Raw genomic sequence first — 19704 nt, forward strand, 5'->3', positions numbered from 1 at the left:
TATAATTGTAAATCAGTTTAGAAGACAACTGAATTTATGTTAAAAACGTCTCATTATTGTTAAATTTATGATTTAAGATACAGGACAAACCCGCATGACAGACAACAATAAAGCATTGAAGAATGCTGGACTCAAAGTCACTCTTCCAAGATTAAAAATATTGGAAGTACTTCAGGAGCCTGAGTGCCATCACGTCAGTGCGGAAGATCTCTACAAAAAGCTGATTGATATGGGCGAAGAGATCGGTCTGGCTACAGTTTACCGCGTATTAAACCAGTTTGATGATGCAGGTATCGTGACACGTCATAACTTTGAAGGCGGTAAATCCGTTTTTGAGCTGACTCAACAGCACCATCATGACCACTTAATCTGCCTAGACTGTGGAAAAGTCATCGAGTTCTCTGACAAATCCATCGAAGAGCGCCAGACCAATATCGCTGCACGCCACGGTATTAAACTATCTAACCACAGTTTGTATCTTTATGGTCACTGTGCTGATGGCGATTGCCGTGAAAATGCGGATGCACACGATCCAAAAGAGTAATTACCGTAAATCTTTGCCTTTAACTGACTATAGATAGTTTTTAAAAAGGCTGTGGGATTTGAGTCCAGTACTCACTGGGCTCTAGCCTTCCCCACTTCATATTAATGCCTTACTTATCCTGTTTTGAGATCTTTCAAGAACCTAACGAGTCCCCTTCAATCCTTTGTCAGCTGAGTAAAGATTAAGTCGTATGGTTGATAGGGTTCTGATACCCAAGCTCGGCGGGTAATAGAATGTGATTATTGTATGGTGACGATAAAACCGTGAGGGAGCCTCTTCATTCGCTCCCTCACCACATACCCGTTATTTTTGAGTCACGATTTCTACACGACTCGCCCTCGCCCCGTCTGGACTTTTCGCTCTTATTTTGACGTTCCCATTGACTTTGGGTGGGTTATCCGCCGAATAAACCTGCCAGTTATCGCTATCTGCCAATGCATACTCGATAATTAAGCTAGGGTAACTGATATTCGCCAGTAGCACACCGTTTTCAATTTTTGCACCAGGAACAGGGATACGGTAGGCAACTCCGGCTCTATCTAAGCGGCGAAGCTCTTTTTGCCCTACGATAGTCGCAAAACGGTTCCAATCATCTGCTAATTTTTGCTGTGAAACATATTGGGTTTTACCACCAATATATTCACGCCCTGATTGATAATCATTTTCCCATTGCGCCTTATGCCACGCTCTTTCTGCCAGCGGCAAAATGCGAGGGAATAACATGTATTCGACCTTATCATCCGTTCTGACGGCTTCACTCCACAATTGCCCTGAAAGACCATATACGCCCGGCCAAGGCTTGTCGCTTTTCGCACTGAAAGGATTCCCATCTCTATCCACTGAGGTTTCAGCATTTTGAGGGAGGTTATTCGGAGCAAAAGCAAAGACTTTTTGTTCATCACTCGCGCGTGTTGCCCAGTAGTAACCACTTTCACTTGGGTTAACTTCATAAGGCATATCAAAATAGACATAGTCTGGGTTGGAGATAACCACTTGGTAGCCTTTGTTTGCCCAATCATTTGCCGAGTCAAAGCCTCCCCAATAGAGAGTATCCCAGAAATTAACGCGAACATTGTCAGTGGCGAAATCTTTCGCACTCGAAGCGTCTTTTAAACCATCCTGCCATGCTTGCATTGTTGTAACGCCTTTTTGTTGCAAACTTTTACTCACCTGTTTAGCAAAATGGCTGGAAAGATGGTCAAAATCGCTGACATCCCCTTGCTGAATTAAAGCCTGACATGCTTTCGATTTTGCCCATGGCTTATCTTCGCGCTGTTTATCAATAATACCTTTGCCCGGCTCAATAGGGCCGCGTTTATCTTGGAAGCCTGCACCTAAGCGAATATTTTTCGCCTCATCACCACCAAAATGCCATGTTTTCAGTGGAACACCTGCTTCATCGTGCATCTGCATCACTTCACTGACGACTTTATTGACAAAGTTCTGTGATGAATCTAAGCAAGGGTTTAAATAACTGCGCTTATCATAAAACTGTACCGATGTGGTTATTGAAGTATCTGATGGGTCAACTAAGCGGTACTCATTTGCCCCTTGTTCATCGCCCGCCGCGCTTAACTTATTATAACGCGCCTCCATAGCAACAACGGCTGCACGTGCATGGGCTGGCATATCAATTTCAGGGATCACCTCAATGTTGCGATCTTTGGCATAACGTAAAATTTCAATATAGTCATCACGTGTGAAATAGCCGCTCCCCATATTATTATTGTCAGCCCCCGACCCGAGTTGCGGCAATAAACATTTTTGCTCAGTTAAATCATGGCAACGCTGACTTCCCACTTCCGTTAATTCAGGTAAACCGGGGATCTCTATCCGCCAACCTTCATCATCGGTTAAATGAAAATGGAATTTATTTAATTTATAGCGTGACATCTGGTCAATTAATCGCATCACCACCTGTTTACTGTGGAAATTTCGTCCAACGTCTAAAAAGACCCCACGATATTCCATACGTGGTTTATCATTCACGACCATTGCTGCCACTTTCGGTGTGTCACCTTCAGTTACTGCTGACAATAATGAACCTACACCATAAAATAACCCTATACGGTCATAACCAATAATTTCGGCTCGTTGCGGTGTGATCACTAATTTGTAAGCACCACTCACTTGATCTTCAGTAGAAAATTGCTTAGGTGCGATTTTTCCTTCAATGGGGAACCCGTGACTATTTTGTTTTAGCTTGCTCAGTTGTAAGTGTTGTTCAATAACAGCTAACTCACCTTTCGTTAGCCCATTTAGTTGTAATTTAACGCCTTTACTCAGATCAACATCCTCTGACTGCAAACTGATATCAAATGGCGTAGGTAAGATTTGCCCTCGCAATTGCTGCTCAGATAACGGTTTCATCGCTAAGTTTTTTTGATAGCGGTTTTCTGGCGTCATTAATAGATTGTTATCGGCGTCGGTTCGTTTCCAATTTTTCAGTTCAAAGGGGGTAACAAAGGTTGTTGGATCTTGAGTATCAGTGCTCTTAAGGTTGCGTGGGGATGCATCTCCCGATGTCGCGTACCACCTAGGCATAAAGTCTGAATAACTAACCTGCCAATATTCTCCCGTTAGCGGTAATACCACTTTTTCGTGGGCTTTAATCCCTTTAAATTGCTCTGTTGGTGTAATTTTATGAAGGTCGCCTGTAATATGTGTGATCTTAAATTGCGGGTTATCTTGTTTTAGAATCTGTCTAATACTATGAAAATAAAGCGCCCAATCGTTGGATTCAATCGCAGTATCGCCATTTGTTAAGGTAATATCGACACGGTTACATGCAGCCCAATCGGCACCCAGTGCAGCACAGTGAGTACCATGCTCACCAGCTTGGTTATCAAGCACATTTATTTTCACATCTATATCACTTAATGCATCGACGACTTGAGCCGATGATTGTTCAGCATTTACTGCGGTAGAAAAAAGTGTTGCTGATATGAATAATGCTAAAGGACTTAAATAATTCTTTTTCATTGTGACCTCAATATTAAATTCAAAATCAACCACTGCTATTTTATTTTTTAATAGCAGTGACCGCGCTATTAAAAAATAGTAAATGGCATCATGACCATAAACTTAATATCTTTTTCATCTTGAAATATATTGCCGAACCCACCACCATAGCTTGGAATATCTGTATGGTTGTCATATTTAGTAAAATGTAATTTAAATAAGGTATCTTTCGCCTTACCTGTCTGAACGGTATATAAAATATCAACGTTCCAAGCCGTTTCTTTTAATTTTACATCTTGAGCATATTGTGTATTCGTGCTGGGTTTAGCATCCCATCCATAAATATATGATGTTCCTACTTTCCAACCAGCAAGATCCCATTTAGCTAAATCGTACATCACCCCCGCAAAGAGCGCTTTTTCATTATTCGCGTTATAATCGGAGCGCCCATCCCACCAAATATCTAATCGCCCATTTGATGTCGCATACCCCGGGGTCATACGCTGTAAAAAATAGCCCTGATTCCCCTTTGCCTTCACATAAGTGCCTTCTAATCGAAAATCAAACTGATCATAGGTATAGCCAAACGTCACGGCTTGCAAGAACGCCAATCCATCGTAAACATCATTAATGCCACCATTGGTTACCTTATCTTTTGCTCCATAAAATTGATAAGACATCCGCAGGTCACGTGTAGCCACAGGAACAGCATAAGAGGCCTTAGCAAAGTACTGGTCCATATAGCCTTTTGCTTGCCCATAAGCCGCCTCTAAAACAAGGTTATTTTTAAAATCATATTTAAAACCAAGGGATTGCAAATAACTGATCCCTGTTTGGCCATCCGCTTCACGGAAGTTATACATATCGCGATACCAAGGCGCTTTATAACGGTCTGTCCACATATATGACAGGCTCAAGGCCCCTTGTTGTGCGAAATCAAATACCCCACCGATTTCGAAACCCCGATAAGTTCCGGGCATATAGCTCCAGTGAGAAGCTAATAGTGTTTGTCCTGTTGGTTGGATATAACCGCCTCTGCCCCAAAACGGACCATATTGCATTTTAGCCGCTGCTTTATAGACGCTGACACCACTTCGATCACCGGTCCATTTTTCATCCCAACGCGTTTTTGCATCACTAAAACCAATTTCATTAGGCGCCGCTGGGCCACTATTGGATAATTCTATGGCTGTAAATGCGGCTAAATCTAAACCGATGACATCCTGAAAATAACCTGAAGAATAATCAAGGCTGGCATTCACGGTTGAATGTTTAAGGTTGTCGACATATTTCTTATATTTATCGCTTTCTGGATTTAACTCTTTCCTCGAACGGTCACGTTGCCAATAATACAAACCGCCTTTAAGGGTTGAATCATCTAAAAATTGCTCAGAAAAACTTATTGGTTGATAACTAATAGGAAGGAGTGCTATTCCTATTTTAAGCACGAGTATTCCCCTGCCACGATTGACATTTTTATTAACCATTCGATGTTTCCTCAGTTTTTTATATTATTTTTCAGTGATAAATTTCAGTAGCCGCCCGTTAAGTAATGATTAGTTTTGATAAACAAAATACGAGTACCTACTTAGCCTATTTTTCGCAACGCGAATTATCAAGACTAAAAATATATTTATTCCTAAAATATGAGCCAAGACACATTAATTTTTCTATTCATTTACAGTACTAATTATTCGAATTTATGGTATTTATCGAATTAATATCCTGATTTTAGGATAAAATGCAGGCAAAACACTATGGACAGAATGGGCATTTTGGACTTATTTCAACATAAAAAATAACTACATTTGAATGTAATCGTTTCATTCAAACTTGCTAAGTTGATTCATAACTGCTTTAGTTGATGAATAGTTTTTCACTCATAAACAGATCAAGTGAATGATTTTAGTGAGGGAAAATAAGGCGATTCAATAAGAGAAATAAGAGGGATCCGTCACACGTGAATATAGAGAAAAGTCAGCAGGAAGGTTGGCGTACACTACTCACCGGTAAGAATCTCTGTTTAACACTTGCCTTATCGGGGGGGATTTGCCTCCATGCGATTAATGTTTATATCACCATTACCACATTACCTTCCGTTGTACGGGATATTGGCGGCATTAATTTCTATGCTTGGAATACCACACTGTTTATTCTGTCTTCGATTATTTTGTCCGCCCTTACCTCACGGATCCTCAATTATTTTGGCCCCAAAAAAAGTTATGGGCTGGCGACGTTGATTTTTCTTGTAGGATCCGTTATCTGCGCTATCACCCCCTCAATGCCAGTGATGCTCCTTGGCAGAGTGATCCAAGGGGCTGGTGGCGGGATTTTACTCACCTTATCTTACTCAATGGTACACATTGTATTTCCTCAACATTTATGGTCGAGAGTGTTAGCGATGATGTCGAGTATGTGGGGAATGGCAACATTACTAGGGCCAGCACTGGGTGGCGTATTTGCAGAGTACGATATATGGCGAGGAGCATTTTGGTGTCTGGTCGTAGTCGGTATCCCTTATTTATGGCTGACTTGGCGGATTTTGCCGGCAAAAAATCCCCATGAAAACTGCCCTCAACAGCCGATTCCATTACAGGCCCTTTTACTGCTTTCTTGCGCCGTGCTCGCCATCTCTCTAGGCAGTTTAAGTCAAGACAAATTTATCCCTATTGGAGGGATGTTTATTGCCGTTTTACTGTGTGCTCGATTAATGGTTATTGAGCGTCGTGGTCATAATACGCTTTTCCCTTCGGGAACATTTCGCTTTTCTGCACAATTAGCGCCTATTTACCTCACGATGGCATTGTTGGGTCTAAGTGTACAAACAGAGGTTTTTGTTCCCTATTTTTTACAGATATTGCATGGTGTGGCTCCCTTGTTATCAGGCTATTTAGCGGCCCTAGTCGGTGCGGGTTGGTCAAGTGCCGCCATTGCTTCCTCATCACTAAAGCCGACGGTTGCCGTGCGAATTATTCGTTTTGCTCCACTATTCACACTGGTAGGCCTAACCACTCTTGCATTGTTCATAACAAAAATTATTGCTATTGAAGCATTTCAGGTATGGATTATTTGTATTGGTCTATTTATCACTGGCGCAAGTATTGGTGCAGCATGGCCACATTTGCTCACGCGAGTATTGCAAGTCTCGGCTGGAAGTGAATCTCAAAAAGCGTCGTCGGCAATTACGACCTTACAGCTATTTTCCACTGCTTTTGGTGCCTCTTTGGCAGGTATGATCGCTAACCTTGCAGGGCTTTCTTCACCTGGAGGGATTGAAGGTGCGCAATCGGCATCAATATGGCTCTTTATACTCTTTTCCTTAGTACCTTGCTTTGCGCTAATTACCGCTAATATTGTCGCCAATAGGGTGGATTTATCTGCGAAAAGCTGCGAATAGAGGGTCATTCCCCCTATTCGCTAATTTTAGTGTGGGTTAGTATTTTTCAAAAAGTGCCTGAATACGTTTAGGATCTTTGGTTTCAGTCAAGGCTAATTGAAGTAAAACACGTGCTTTTTGCGGGTTTAAGCGCTCTGAAGCTACAAAGCCATATAAGTTATCATCCACTTCAGCGTTACGAGTGGTGTAGCCTGTTGGTACACGGCTGGCACGAACGACAACCACATCCTCTTTAGCAGCAGTGGCTAATGCATCAAAAACCGTTTTATACATGTTGCCATTCCCAACCCCCGCACTCACTATTCCCTCAACTCCCTCATCACGTAACGCTTTCACAGGGGCAGCAGAGGCATTAGCATAGTTATAGACAATGCCAACTTGAGGTAATTTATCTAATTTACTGACATCAAAGGCTGCTTTATTATCTCTAGGCTCTGCTGGTTTATAAAAAGTCACTTTGCCATCATGGATAAAACCTTGTGGGCCTGCATTTACTGCCTCAAACGCTTGCACTTCGGTTGTGTTCATCTTAACGACATCACGCCCTTGGATCACTTTATCATTCATTGCCATTAAGACACCGCGATCCCCCGCTGATTTATCCGTCGCTACCACCACCGCATTATATAGGTTGAGAGGGCCATCAGCCCCCAGTGCAGTCGATGGTCTCATTGCGCCAACCAATACAATAGGTTTTTGACATGATGTTGTTAAATCGAGGAAAAAGGCAGTTTCTTCTAACGTGTCTGTACCATGAGTGATCACAAATCCATCTGTTTTATCACACTCTTGATTGATTTTTTTCGCTAACGTTAACCAGACTTGGTCATTCATATCTTGGGAGCCAATATTGACCACTTGCTCGCCATTAAGATTCGCTATTTTTTTGATTTCAGGCACTGCATTGATGAGAGCATCAATACCGACCTTTCCGGCTTGGTAGCTTGAAGATGTTGCTGATTCACCACCTCCTGCTATCGTTCCTCCGGTGGCTAATACGGTAATATTTGGTAGTGCAAAAACGGATGTACTTGCCAATGAGAGCGCTGTCGCCAGTAATATTTTATGACTCTGTTTCATCCTATAACCTCTCTTTAAATAAACTACCGTTATTATGTGGATTTGAAACTGCATTTCCGTGATACCGATAATTATTTTAGGCAAAATAGTGGGGATTAGGATAATTTTGCGTGAGGTGTGTAACAAAAATCCGTATCATAGCCCCCTATAATTCTCCCTATTGATAAGTAACAAAATCATGAGCCAAACATTTATTCCTGGCAAAGATGCCGCCCTTGAAGTTTCCATCGATGCATTTCAAACAAAATTGAAAAAGCTCGGTTTTGATATTGAAGAAGCCTCATGGCTGAATCCTGTTCCTAATGTTTGGTCAGTCCATATTCGAGACAAAGCATGCCCTCTGTGCTTTACGAACGGCAAAGGCGCGAGCAAAAAGGCCGCTTTAGCTTCTGCACTCGGTGAATATTTCGAGCGTTTATCAACTAACTATTTCTTTGCCGATTTCTATTTAGGAAAATCGATCGCTGAAGGTGATTTTGTTCATTATCCCAATGAAAAATGGTTTCCTCTTACCGAAGACGATAGCTTACCGGAAGGTATTTTAGACACTCGCTTACGTGAATTTTACGATCCTGATAATGCTTTGGCAGGCAGTCAGTTGATCGATTTACAATCGGGTAATGAAGAGCGTGGTATCTGTGCACTGCCTTTTACTCGCCAATCCGATAACCAAACGGTTTATATTCCTATGAATATTGTCGGCAACTTATATGTCTCTAATGGTATGTCGGCAGGCAACACGGCAAATGAAGCGCGTGTTCAAGGCTTATCTGAAGTCTTTGAACGTTTTGTGAAAAACCGCATTATTGCTGAACGAATCAGCTTGCCTACCATCCCAAATGAGATCATGGCTCGCTATCCTAATGTGGTTGAAGCCGTTGCCACACTTGAAAAAGAAGGCTTCCCTATTTTCTGTTATGACGCCTCTCTTGGTGGTCAATTCCCAGTCATTTGCGTGGTGCTATTTAACCCACAAAATGGAACCTGTTTTGCCTCTTTTGGTGCCCACCCTGATTTTGGTGTTGCTTTAGAGCGTACCGTAACAGAACTCTTACAAGGCCGTAGCCTTAAAGATCTTGATGTGTTTAATGCGCCGACATTCGATGATGAGGAAGTGGCTGAGCAGACTAACCTAGAGACCCATTTTATCGACTCTAGTGGTCTTATTAGCTGGGATCTCTTTAAAGACGATGCCGATTACCCTTTCGTCGATTGGAATTTTAAAGGCACAACACAAGAAGAATTTGCAACACTTATGGGTATTTTTAATCAGCTCGGCGCCGAGGTTTATATTGCTGATTATCACCACTTAGGGGTTTATGCCTGCCGTATTTTAGTGCCGGGTATGTCTGATATTTATCCTGTCGAAGACTTGCATATTGCCAACAATGCGATGGGGGCACATTTACGTCATACCATTATCACGCTGCCTGATAGCCAATGGGAAAAGCAAGATTATCTGGCATTAATAGCGCAATTGGACGATGAAGGCCTCGATGATTTCACGCGTGTACGAGAGCTACTTGGCCTTGCCGTAGGTAAAGATAATGGCTGGAGTAACTTGCGTATTGGTGAGTTAAAATCCATGCTGGCGCTAGCAGGTGGTGACCTAGATCAGGCATTAGCCTGGGTAGAATGGACACAAGACTTTAATAGCTCCGTTTTTACCGCTGAACGAGCTAACTATTATCGTTGTTTGCATACCCTGCTACTACTGAGCCAAGAAGAACAACGTGATGCGTCACAATATTATAGCGCTTTTGTCCGTATGTATGGGCAAGAGACCGTCGATGCGGCATCCGCTGCTATTGCTGGCGAATCTTGTTTCTATGGTTTGTGGTCCATCGATGATGAATTAACTGCGCTTCCAGCTCACCAAGCGCTACTTGCAGCCTATGAAAAACTGCAAAAAGCAAAACGTGAACATGCCTAATTGTTTTCTAACTCATCATTTTTAGATAGTGGCCTTCGGGCCATTATCTTTATATAAGTTAAATTAATTAAAATCACCGCTCATTTTGCAATATTTAAATAACAAATCACCGGTTTTATTTACCTATATTCTCTGAGCAAAGTCAGAATATAAAAATTTTTAATAAAATTTAAAAAATATTTAATTTATAAAAATCAATTAGATAAATCGAAATTTAACCATTTTTCAACAATTTACGTCGATTTCTTACGATGGTTCATGATCCATATCAAATTTCTTAGTTATGCCGTTTGTTACTATGATTGCGTGCTATAATTAATCAACTTAGTAAGAGAGTGTTAGTATGAAAGCTGACAACCCTTTTAATCTTTTGCCTCCCGCTGTAATGGCTCAAGTTGCAGATGACTCTGGTGTTTACAAAGCCAATAAACATCCTGCAATAACATACTTGTCAGCATTCACTGCCGGTATCTTTATCTCAATCGCATTCGTTTTTTATATTACTGCGACCACTGGCGCACAAGCCGCTCCTTTTGGTTTTACGAAACTTATCGGTGGTGTCTGTTTCTCTCTTGGGTTGATGCTCGTGGTTATTTGCGGTGCAGATCTATTTACATCCACGGTGTTGACCATTGTGTCAAAAGCTACAGGGCGGATCACTTGGGGGCAAATGTTCCTAAATTGGTTTAACGTCTATGTTGGCAACCTTATCGGCGCGCTCTTCTTTGTTGCTTTGATTTGGTTTGCTGGTCAATATACCGCGGCAAATGGTCAATGGGGGCTTAATGTCCTACAAACCGCAGACCATAAACTGCACCATACATTTATTGAGGCTGTTTGTTTAGGTATTTTAGCTAACTTAATGGTTTGTCTCGCTGTTTGGATGAGCTATTCAGGTCGTAGCCTAGCCGATAAGCTTTTGGTGCTTGTGCTCCCTGTCGCCATGTTCGTTGCGAGTGGCTTTGAACATAGCATTGCAAACATGTTTATGATCCCATTAGGTATCATGATCAAAGAGTTTGCTCCAGCTGAATTCTGGACTCAAATTGGCGTTTCACCAGAACACTTTTCTCAACTCAGTGTTAGCAACTTTGTTACAGACAACCTAATACCCGTTACTATCGGCAATATCATTGGCGGCGCACTTTTAGTCGGCCTAATTTACTGGTTCATGCATTTACGTGGTGGTCAAAAACATTAATAGCCACTACTTTCACGAAAAGATTTATTAAGATCCTTAAAAGATCCATTGTTAAAAGGTAAAAGTATCATGTCAGAATTAAATGAAAAATTCGCTTTAGCATGGCAAGGTTTTAACCAAGGTAACTGGAAAGAAAACGTCGATGTGCGTGACTTCATCCAGAAAAACTACACTCCATATGAAGGTGATGAATCTTTCTTAGCAGGCTCTACCCCAGCAACAGATGCGCTGTGGGAAAAAGTCATGGAAGGAATCAAAATCGAAAACCGTACTCATGCCCCCGTTGATTTTGACACTGATGTTGCATCAACGATCACTTCCCATGATGCGGGTTACATCGCCAAAGATTTAGAACAAATCGTTGGTCTGCAAACTGATGCACCTCTAAAACGTGGACTTATCCCATTCGGTGGGATCAAAATGGTGGAAAATTCATGTAAAGCCTATGATCGCACTTTAGATCCTAGCCTGAAAAAAATCTTTACTGAATACCGCAAAACCCATAACCAAGGCGTTTTCGATGTTTACACTCCAGACATTCTAAAATGCCGTAAATCAGGTATCTTAACCGGTCTGCCTGACGCATATGGTCGTGGTCGTATCATCGGTGACTACCGTCGTGTTGCTCTGTACGGTATTGATTTCCTGATGAAAGACAAATTTAATCAGTTCACTTCACTGCAAGAAAGATTAGAGAACGGTGAAGACCTGCAAATGACCATTCAATTGCGCGAAGAAATTGCTGAACAGCACCGTGCATTAGGCCAAATCAAAGAAATGGCTGCAAAATATGGTTATGACATTTCAGGTCCTGCGACTAACGCTAAAGAAGCGGTTCAGTGGACTTACTTCGCTTACCTAGCGGCAGTGAAATCACAAAACGGCGCGGCAATGTCATTTGGTCGTGTTTCAACCTTCTTAGACATTTATATCCAACGTGACCTTGAAGCTGGTAAACTGACAGAGCAAGAAGCACAAGAGCTGATTGACCACTTAGTCATGAAGCTACGTATGGTTCGTTTCCTACGTACTCCTGAATACGATGAGCTGTTCTCTGGTGACCCAATTTGGGCAACAGAATCTCTAGCAGGTATGGGTCTTGATGGCCGTACACTGGTGACTAAAAACACCTTCCGTTTCTTGAATACACTGTATACCATGGGCCCTTCTCCAGAGCCTAACATGACTATCCTGTGGTCAGAGAAACTGCCAATTAGCTTCAAAAAATTCGCTGCAAAAGTCTCTATCGATACTTCATCAGTTCAGTATGAAAACGATGACTTAATGCGCCCAGATTTCAACAACGATGACTATGCTATCGCATGTTGCGTCAGCCCAATGGTAGTTGGTAAACAAATGCAGTTCTTTGGTGCTCGCGCTAACTTAGCGAAAACCATGCTGTATACCATCAATGGTGGTATTGATGAAAAACTGAAAATGCAAGTAGGTCCTAAACACGCTCCTATCATGGACGAAGTACTTGACTTCGATACTGTGATGGATCGTATGGATCACTTTATGGATTGGTTAGCAACTCAGTATGTCACTGCATTGAATATCATTCACTATATGCATGACAAATACAGCTATGAAGCGGCTCTGATGGCACTGCATGACCGTGACGTTTACCGCACAATGGCTTGTGGTATCGCAGGTCTATCTGTCGCTGCTGACTCACTGTCCGCAATTAAATATGCGAAAGTAAAACCAATTCGTGACGAAGACGGCATTGCAATTGACTTTGAAATCGAAGGTGAATACCCACAATTTGGTAACAACGACCCTCGCGTCGATGATATTGCTTGTGACTTAGTTGAACGTTTCATGAAGAAAATTCAGAAACTGCCGACTTACCGCAATGCAGTACCAACTCAATCTATCCTGACAATCACTTCTAACGTGGTTTATGGTAAGAAAACAGGTAACACACCAGATGGTCGTCGTGCTGGCGCACCATTCGGACCAGGTGCAAACCCAATGCACGGACGTGACCAAAAAGGTGCTGTGGCTTCACTGACTTCTGTCGCTAAACTGCCATTTGCTTACGCGAAAGATGGTATCTCTTATACCTTCTCTATCGTACCAAATGCATTAGGTAAAGATGATGAGGTTCGTAAAGCGAACTTAGCCGGTCTAATGGATGGTTACTTCCACCATGAAGCTTCTATCGAAGGCGGTCAGCACCTGAACGTCAACGTAATGAACCGTGAAATGCTGTTGGATGCGATGGAAAACCCAGAGAAGTATCCTCAGTTAACTATCCGTGTTTCTGGTTATGCAGTGCGCTTTAACTCACTGACTAAAGAACAACAGCAAGACGTTATTACTCGTACTTTCACAAGTTCAATGTAATAATTAGGTTAATAAGTCAATTAAAATAACTAAAAAGCCCCAGCCTTATGGGGCTTTTTTAGAACTAAACCTGAATACTTTAAGTCAATTACCCACTAATAACGATATATTTAAGTATAACAGGTATTTTTGGAGTTCCTGCTATGTCGACAACAACCAATATTATTCCAACCGCTGATTTAAGCACCACTGCGCCTCCTGCGACGCTGGGACGTATCCATTCCTTTGAATCTTGTGGTACTGTTGATGGCCCTGGTATTCGCTTTATTGTCTTTTTTCAAGGCTGCTTAATGCGCTGCTTATATTGTCATAACCGTGATACTTGGGACACCCATACCGGTAAGATGGTTACCGTCGAAGAGTTAATGAAAGAAGCTGTTACTTATCGCCACTTTATGAATGCCACAGGTGGTGGCGTAACGGCATCGGGCGGCGAAGCGATTTTACAAGCTGAATTTGTTCGTGATTGGTTCCGTGCATGTAAAGCGCAAAATATCCATACTTGCCTTGATACAAACGGCTTTGTACGTCGCTATGATCCCGTGATTGATGAGCTAATGGAGGTGACCGATCTTGTTATGCTCGATTTAAAACAGCTCAACGATGATATTCACCAAACATTGGTCGGCGTTTCTAATCACCGGACACTCGAGTTCGCTCGTTATCTTGCCAAACGTAACCAAAAAACTTGGGTGCGTTATGTCGTTGTTCCCGGCTGGAGTGATGATGACCACTCTGTTCATCTGCTCGGCGAATTTACCAAGGATATGAAAAACATCGAGAAAATCGAATTGCTCCCCTACCATGAGTTAGGCAAACATAAATGGGAAACCATGGGCGAGGAGTATAAACTCGATGGCGTTAAGCCCCCTTCAAAAGAGATCATGGAACGTGTCAAAAGCATCCTTGAAAGCTACGGCCACAAGGTCATGTATTAAACACCCTAATGGCTCTACACTCATGTAGAGCCATTATCCTTTATTGTGTTTTAAACAGCATACCAATAGCTGCGGCAAACATGATCAAAGCGGTTCCTCGAAAAATCACTCTCTGCGATTTCGTACTCGATAAAAATTTACTTGCCTTCTTTGCACCAAAGATAAATATCATACCAACTAAAAGTAATATTAATAACGTAGTTGGAACTAATACTGTGCTCCAAATCGTTATAGTAATTTCATTTAAAGAAATGACTAACGGTAATATTGCCATATAAAAAGCGATTGTTTTTGGATTACTTAATGTAATGGCAAGACCGGAAACACTCACAATAGCTAACTGCTTTTTTGATATAGCACCTACAGTATTTAATGGTTGGGCATCGTGGCGCCAAAAGACATAAGCTAACCAAAATAAATACAGTGCAGCAAACCAATAAATTAAATTAAAGATCGCGGCTAAGTGGTCAGCAACGAATACTAGGCCGAATATCGCAAAAGAGAGATAAATAATATCCCCTAAAATTAATCCACTCAGTAGTGCAAACCCCATTGTTACGCCACCCTTCAAGGTACGTGCGACGACTGCGGTCATTCCGGGCCCTGGAATAACGGCAGCAATCGCCAATGCACTCGCATAAGAGAGCAATTGTGTTATGCTTATCATATGATTAACCTACAGTAGAATGGCGAGATATAACGCTTATTTAAATAATGATAAATTACCGGTTAATTTATTGATGCTATTTTTATTCCCTACCAAACCAATAGCTGCTAATTGAATTTCTTGATCTAGAGTGTTAGTTAATTTTTGAGTGTAGTCATCATAACTTTTACAAGACTGAGCAATTAAACTAAAAGGTAATATATAAATATCTTCATGCTCTGCTATTTCTTTTTGAATTTGCTTTATTCGCTCAGGCGAGCTTTTTAATATAGGTAATGATGCACTGATGACCCCAGGATAATAAATATTATCTGCACTCATTAAATCATTCCCTATTAATTGGGTAATTTTGTTGCCTATCCCTACACCAATGATACTTGCAGCATTCATAGCAAACCCTAATGCTAGATCTTGATTGACGATGATGGCACAACGATGAATAGATGCATCAAATTGCATAAAATCCCCTTTTCATAATTTTTGATAACATAAGGTTCTTCTGGTCGTGAACTGTAACAATTATGTCATCAATAAATAGAAATTTGCTGCCTATCTTATCTGTAGTAAAGTAGCCAAAAGAAAAAAATTACCTATGTATAAATATATTCCGAAAGGAAATACCCGCTATGGCAATAGATAAGACAGAAATCAAGATTCTTAAGCTCCTTCAAGACGATGCACGTATTACAAATCAAGTACTCGCTGATAAAGTCGGTATGTCAGCATCCCCTTGCTGGCGACGCGTCCGTAAATTAGAAGACGATGATGTGATCCAAGGCTATCGAGCTATTCTTAACCGCAAAAAAATTGGTTTAGGTGTTATGGTTTTTGTGCGTGTCACTATCGACAGCCATAGTGAAACGGAAGCAAAGAAATTTGAACAAGAAGTCAGTGAGTTAGAAAATGTTGTTTCATGCTACAGCATCGGGGGAGATGCCGACTTTTTATTGCAAGTGGTTTCCCATGATTTAGATTCCTATGCCGATTTCGCGATGTCTGTGATCCGACGGCTTCCTGGTATTAAAGAAATGCAAAGTATGTTCGTGCTTAAAGAGATCAAACCCTTAGTTTCTTATCCTGTAACAACCGTTAATAGTGAAGCATAATAACCAGCAACGTATCAGTGGGTTGTAAAAAAAACGCCACTAATAAGTGGCGTTTTCTGTTTTAGTTAATTTAACTTGATTAACCGATGTACTCTAGGCCTTTCATATATGGGCGCAATACTTCTGGTACTTCAATACGACCATCTGCTAATTGGTAATTCTCCAATACAGCAACCAACGTACGACCAACAGCAAGACCAGAACCATTCAGTGTATGCACCAACTGTGTTTTCTTGTCACCTTTACTGCGGAAACGTGCTTGCATACGGCGAGCTTGGAAATCCCACATATTTGAGCACGAAGAAATCTCACGGTAGGTATTCTGAGCTGGTAACCAAACTTCCAAGTCATAGGTTTTACGTGAACCAAAACCAATATCACCAGTGCAAAGGATCACTTTACGATAGGGTAATTTCAGTAATTGCAGCACTTTCTCCGCGTGACCGGTTAGCTCTTCCAATGCTTCCATCGATTTCTCAGGATGCACTATTTGTACCAATTCGACTTTATCAAATTGGTGCATACGGATAAGCCCACGCGTGTCACGGCCATAAGAACCCGCTTCTGAACGGAAGCATGGTGTATGCGCAGTCATTTTTAGTGGTAATGCATCTTCATCAAGGATTTCATCACGTACTAAGTTGGTGACCGGCACTTCTGCTGTTGGGATCAATGCATAAGTACTTTCCGCTTCTTCTTCAAGCGGCTTAGTATGGAACAGATCTTCACCAAATTTAGGTAATTGACCAGTGCCATAAAGCGTATCATGGTTAACCAAATACGGTACATACAGCTCTTGATAGCCATGCTGTTCAGTATGCAAATCCAGCATAAACTGAGCCAGTGCACGGTGTAAACGAGCAATTTGCCCTTTCATCACCACAAAACGCGCGCCTGTCAGTTTAACGGCCGCAGGGAAATCTAGACCACCAGCGAGTTCGCCAAGGCTAACATGATCTTTAATTTCAAAGTCATATTGGCGTGGTTCACCCCAACGGGCAACCTCAACGTTATCTGAATCATCTTTCCCATCAGGAACAGCATCATCAGGCATATTCGGGATACTTAATGCAATATCACGGATCTCTTGTTGCAGCTTATCTAATGCTAACTTAGCAGCATCTAATTTTTCGCCTAACTGGTTCACTTCCTGACGTAAAGGCTCGATATCTTCACCACGCGCCTTAGCTGCACCAATGGATTTCGATCGCGAATTACGCTCTGCCTGCAGGGATTCAGTTTCAACTTGCAAAACTTTGCGGCGTTCTTCTAATTCACGCAGCTTTTCCACATCAAGGGTAAAACCCCTGCGAGCCAGTTTTTCAGCAACCGCGTCTAGCTCCGTACGCAGTAAATTGGGATCGAGCATGCTTATCCTGTGATTATTGTTAGTCAATATTGAAAGGGAGTATAACACATTCCGGCATTATACTCGTTACACCATCAAGCCGCCTATTGTGAAGGCGACCTAAATAATTTTATAAAAAATATTTCTTATAACCTTACCGCATTGCCCACATTAGCGATAGCGTTTTGTTGGGCTATTTTGATCCTGTTGCGCTAACCAGTTTAATTTTTCTGCTATTTTCGCTTCTAAACCACGATTCGTTGGGTGGTAATATTGGGTATGTTGCATTTCAGGTGGGAAATAAACCTCACCGGCTGCATAAGCATTTTCTTCGTCATGAGCATAGCGATACTCTTTCCCCGCCCCTAATTCTTTCAACAGTTTTGTCGGTGCATTACGTAAATGGGCAGGTACATCATAATCAGGCTGCATTTGCGCATCCGCTAACGCGGCTTTATAAGCCGTGTAAACTGCATTACTTTTTGGTGCACATGCCAAGTAAACAATAGCTTGAGCAATCGCACGCTCACCTTCCGCAGGACCAACCCGAGTGAAGCAATCCCATGCGGAAATAGCGACCTGCATCGCTCGCGGGTCGGCATTCCCTACATCTTCAGATGCGATAGCCAGCAAGCGCCGAGCCACATAAAGTGGATCACCACCTGCGGTAATAATCCGCGCATACCAATATAAAGCGGCATCGGGAGCCGAGCCTCGTACTGATTTATGCAAGGCAGAGATTAAATCGTAATAACGATCACCTTTATTATCAAAGCGCGCTGTACGTTCACCGCTGACTTCTTTTAGTAATTCAGCCGTTAAAATACGCTGACCATGGCTATCGGTTTCCGCCATATCCGCCATCATCTCTAAAAGATTGAGGGAGCGACGGGCATCACCATTAACCAACTCGGCAATTAATTGACGAGTGGTATCGGGTAAAATCACATTTTGCCCGCCTAAGCCTCGCTTGGGATCCTCCATGGCTTGCTGCAACACATCTTCAATATCGCTTACCGTTAAAGATTTCAGTAGATAGACCCGTGCACGCGACAATAATGCGGAATTGAGTTCAAACGAAGGATTTTCTGTGGTTGCGCCGATAAAAGTAATGGTGCCATCTTCAATGTGTGGTAAAAACGCATCTTGCTGACTTTTATTAAAACGATGCACTTCATCAACAAATAAAATAGTCCTACGACCCGCATCTCGATTTTGGCGAGCTTTCTCTATCGCTTCACGGATCTCTTTAATACCGGACGTAACGGCAGAAATACGTTCAATATCTGCCTGTGCATAGTGACCAATAATTTCGGCTAATGTGGTTTTGCCTGTTCCTGGTGGCCCCCACAAAATCATTGAATGTAAATGACCTGCTTTTATTGCCCTGGGTAATGGTTTACCTTCAGCAAGCAAATGTTTTTGGCCTATATACTGTTCAAGAACCTCTGGGCGCATACGCGCTGCCAGAGGTTGAAATTCATTTTGTGAAAAATCGAGTGATAGGTTGCCCACTATTTCCTCTTATTTACCACCTGAGCGTTGGTCATCCAATGTGACCCCTTCCGGCACAGTGAATGTAAACTTACGCTTATCGACATTACCATTTTTTTGTTCTTTCAATTGGTAAGCACTTGTTTGCCCATCTTGCTCAACGGCTGAAAACTTCTCAATGGTGCCTTCTGGAGAAACCGTAATTGAAAAACGTTTTAATGTGCCATTACTCAACTTGGGTTTTAAGTCGAATGTATTACCTTGCTGAATAATAGAGTACTGTTTCCAATCTCTTGGGTTATTACGTGTAATCAATAAAAATGGGGTATCTTGAGTCGCATCCGCTAAGTTAGTGACAGTGACTTGCTCAACAAACGGGTTATAAAACCATAAATTTTTGCCATCAGACACTAAAACACTTTCATCAGGTGACGTCATATTCCAATTGAATAAATTAGGGCGCTGAAGCCATAATTCCCCCACACCTTCTTGTACGAGGTCACCTTCTGGGCTGGTGACTTTTTGAGAGAAGCTAGCGTGGAAGCTATTGACCTTATTCAGGCGATCCTGAAGGTCTTGGCTGGCATCTGCCAGTACTGAGCCGATATGTAAACTTAGAGCCAACGCCCCCAATAACATCATTTTTTTCATCGAACAAAGACCTTTTATTGATACCTTAATAG

Annotated in this window: 15 protein-coding genes; 7 read left to right on the forward strand and 8 right to left on the reverse strand. The window is 41.9% G+C overall.

Annotation, left to right across the window (positions count from 1 at the left end; genetic code table 11):
• The first annotated feature begins 94 nt into the window (after positions 1-94).
• Positions 95-544, forward strand: coding sequence for a ferric iron uptake transcriptional regulator (fur, locus tag I3B46_RS15485; protein ID WP_004918120.1), 450 nt, complete (start codon positions 95-97; stop codon positions 542-544).
• Positions 545-847: 303 nt separating this feature from the next.
• Here the strand turns inward: fur and I3B46_RS15490 are convergent, their stop codons facing one another.
• Together I3B46_RS15490 and chiP are read right to left on the reverse strand one after the other, a co-directional pair.
• Positions 848-3526, reverse strand: a complete 2679-nt coding sequence (locus tag I3B46_RS15490) for a beta-N-acetylhexosaminidase (RefSeq protein WP_014657841.1) — start codon at positions 3524-3526, stop codon at positions 848-850.
• Positions 3527-3594: 68 nt separating this feature from the next.
• Complete coding sequence (chiP, locus tag I3B46_RS15495; RefSeq protein ID WP_004918116.1) at positions 3595-4992, reverse strand: chitoporin ChiP; 1398 nt, start codon at positions 4990-4992, stop codon at positions 3595-3597.
• 473 nt (positions 4993-5465) lie between these two features.
• On the opposite strand from chiP, the gene I3B46_RS15500 reads away from it, so the two are divergent.
• The gene (locus tag I3B46_RS15500) at positions 5466-6902 is read left to right on the forward strand and encodes an MFS transporter (protein WP_004918113.1); all 1437 of its coding nucleotides are present in this window, start codon (positions 5466-5468) and stop codon (positions 6900-6902) included.
• A gap of 36 nt (positions 6903-6938) precedes the next feature.
• On the opposite strand, the gene ansB is transcribed toward I3B46_RS15500, so the two are convergent.
• Complete coding sequence (ansB, locus tag I3B46_RS15505; RefSeq protein ID WP_014657840.1) at positions 6939-7982, reverse strand: L-asparaginase 2; 1044 nt, start codon at positions 7980-7982, stop codon at positions 6939-6941.
• A gap of 178 nt (positions 7983-8160) precedes the next feature.
• On the opposite strand from ansB, the gene ycaO reads away from it, so the two are divergent.
• The 4 genes from ycaO to pflA all read left to right on the forward strand — a co-directional run bounded on the left by ycaO (position 8161) and on the right by pflA (position 14406).
• A complete protein-coding gene (ycaO, locus tag I3B46_RS15510; protein ID WP_004918110.1) occupies positions 8161-9915 on the forward strand; it encodes a 30S ribosomal protein S12 methylthiotransferase accessory factor YcaO in 1755 nt (584 codons plus the stop codon).
• A 343-nt stretch (positions 9916-10258) separates the two neighbouring features.
• On the forward strand, positions 10259-11116 hold the full coding sequence (gene focA / locus I3B46_RS15515) for a formate transporter FocA (RefSeq protein ID WP_004918108.1): 858 nt from the start codon (positions 10259-10261) through the stop codon (positions 11114-11116).
• 69 nt (positions 11117-11185) lie between these two features.
• The gene (gene pflB, locus I3B46_RS15520) at positions 11186-13468 is read left to right on the forward strand and encodes a formate C-acetyltransferase (protein WP_004918106.1); all 2283 of its coding nucleotides are present in this window, start codon (positions 11186-11188) and stop codon (positions 13466-13468) included.
• 143 nt (positions 13469-13611) lie between these two features.
• Entirely contained in the window at positions 13612-14406 is a 795-nt protein-coding gene (gene pflA / locus I3B46_RS15525) for a pyruvate formate lyase 1-activating protein (RefSeq protein ID WP_014657838.1), read from the forward strand.
• A 40-nt stretch (positions 14407-14446) separates the two neighbouring features.
• Here the strand turns inward: pflA and I3B46_RS15530 are convergent, their stop codons facing one another.
• Positions 14447-15073: a LysE family translocator gene (locus I3B46_RS15530; RefSeq protein WP_036943599.1), complete on the reverse strand. Its 627-nt coding sequence runs from the start codon at positions 15071-15073 to the stop codon at positions 14447-14449.
• 36 nt (positions 15074-15109) lie between these two features.
• Positions 15110-15532: a DUF2000 domain-containing protein gene (locus I3B46_RS15535; RefSeq protein ID WP_104873362.1), complete on the reverse strand. Its 423-nt coding sequence runs from the start codon at positions 15530-15532 to the stop codon at positions 15110-15112.
• Between the two features lie 167 nt (positions 15533-15699).
• On the opposite strand from I3B46_RS15535, the gene I3B46_RS15540 reads away from it, so the two are divergent.
• On the forward strand, positions 15700-16179 hold the full coding sequence (locus I3B46_RS15540) for an Lrp/AsnC family transcriptional regulator (RefSeq protein ID WP_004918098.1): 480 nt from the start codon (positions 15700-15702) through the stop codon (positions 16177-16179).
• 79 nt (positions 16180-16258) lie between these two features.
• Here I3B46_RS15540 and serS read toward each other — a convergent pair whose 3' ends face one another.
• The 3 genes from serS to lolA form a co-directional block, all read right to left on the reverse strand.
• Positions 16259-17548 (reverse strand): serine--tRNA ligase, encoded by a 1290-nt coding sequence (gene serS / locus I3B46_RS15545; RefSeq protein WP_004918096.1) that lies wholly within the window; start codon positions 17546-17548, stop codon positions 16259-16261.
• Positions 17549-17698: 150 nt separating this feature from the next.
• Entirely contained in the window at positions 17699-19042 is a 1344-nt protein-coding gene (locus tag I3B46_RS15550; RefSeq protein ID WP_004918094.1) for a replication-associated recombination protein A, read from the reverse strand.
• Between the two features lie 9 nt (positions 19043-19051).
• Positions 19052-19672 (reverse strand): outer membrane lipoprotein chaperone LolA, encoded by a 621-nt coding sequence (gene lolA / locus I3B46_RS15555; protein ID WP_014657836.1) that lies wholly within the window; start codon positions 19670-19672, stop codon positions 19052-19054.
• Between the last annotated feature and the right edge of the window lie 32 nt (positions 19673-19704).

The organism is Providencia sp. 2.29 (assembly GCF_015832305.1).
Classification (GTDB): Bacteria; Pseudomonadota; Gammaproteobacteria; order Enterobacterales; family Enterobacteriaceae; genus Providencia; species Providencia stuartii.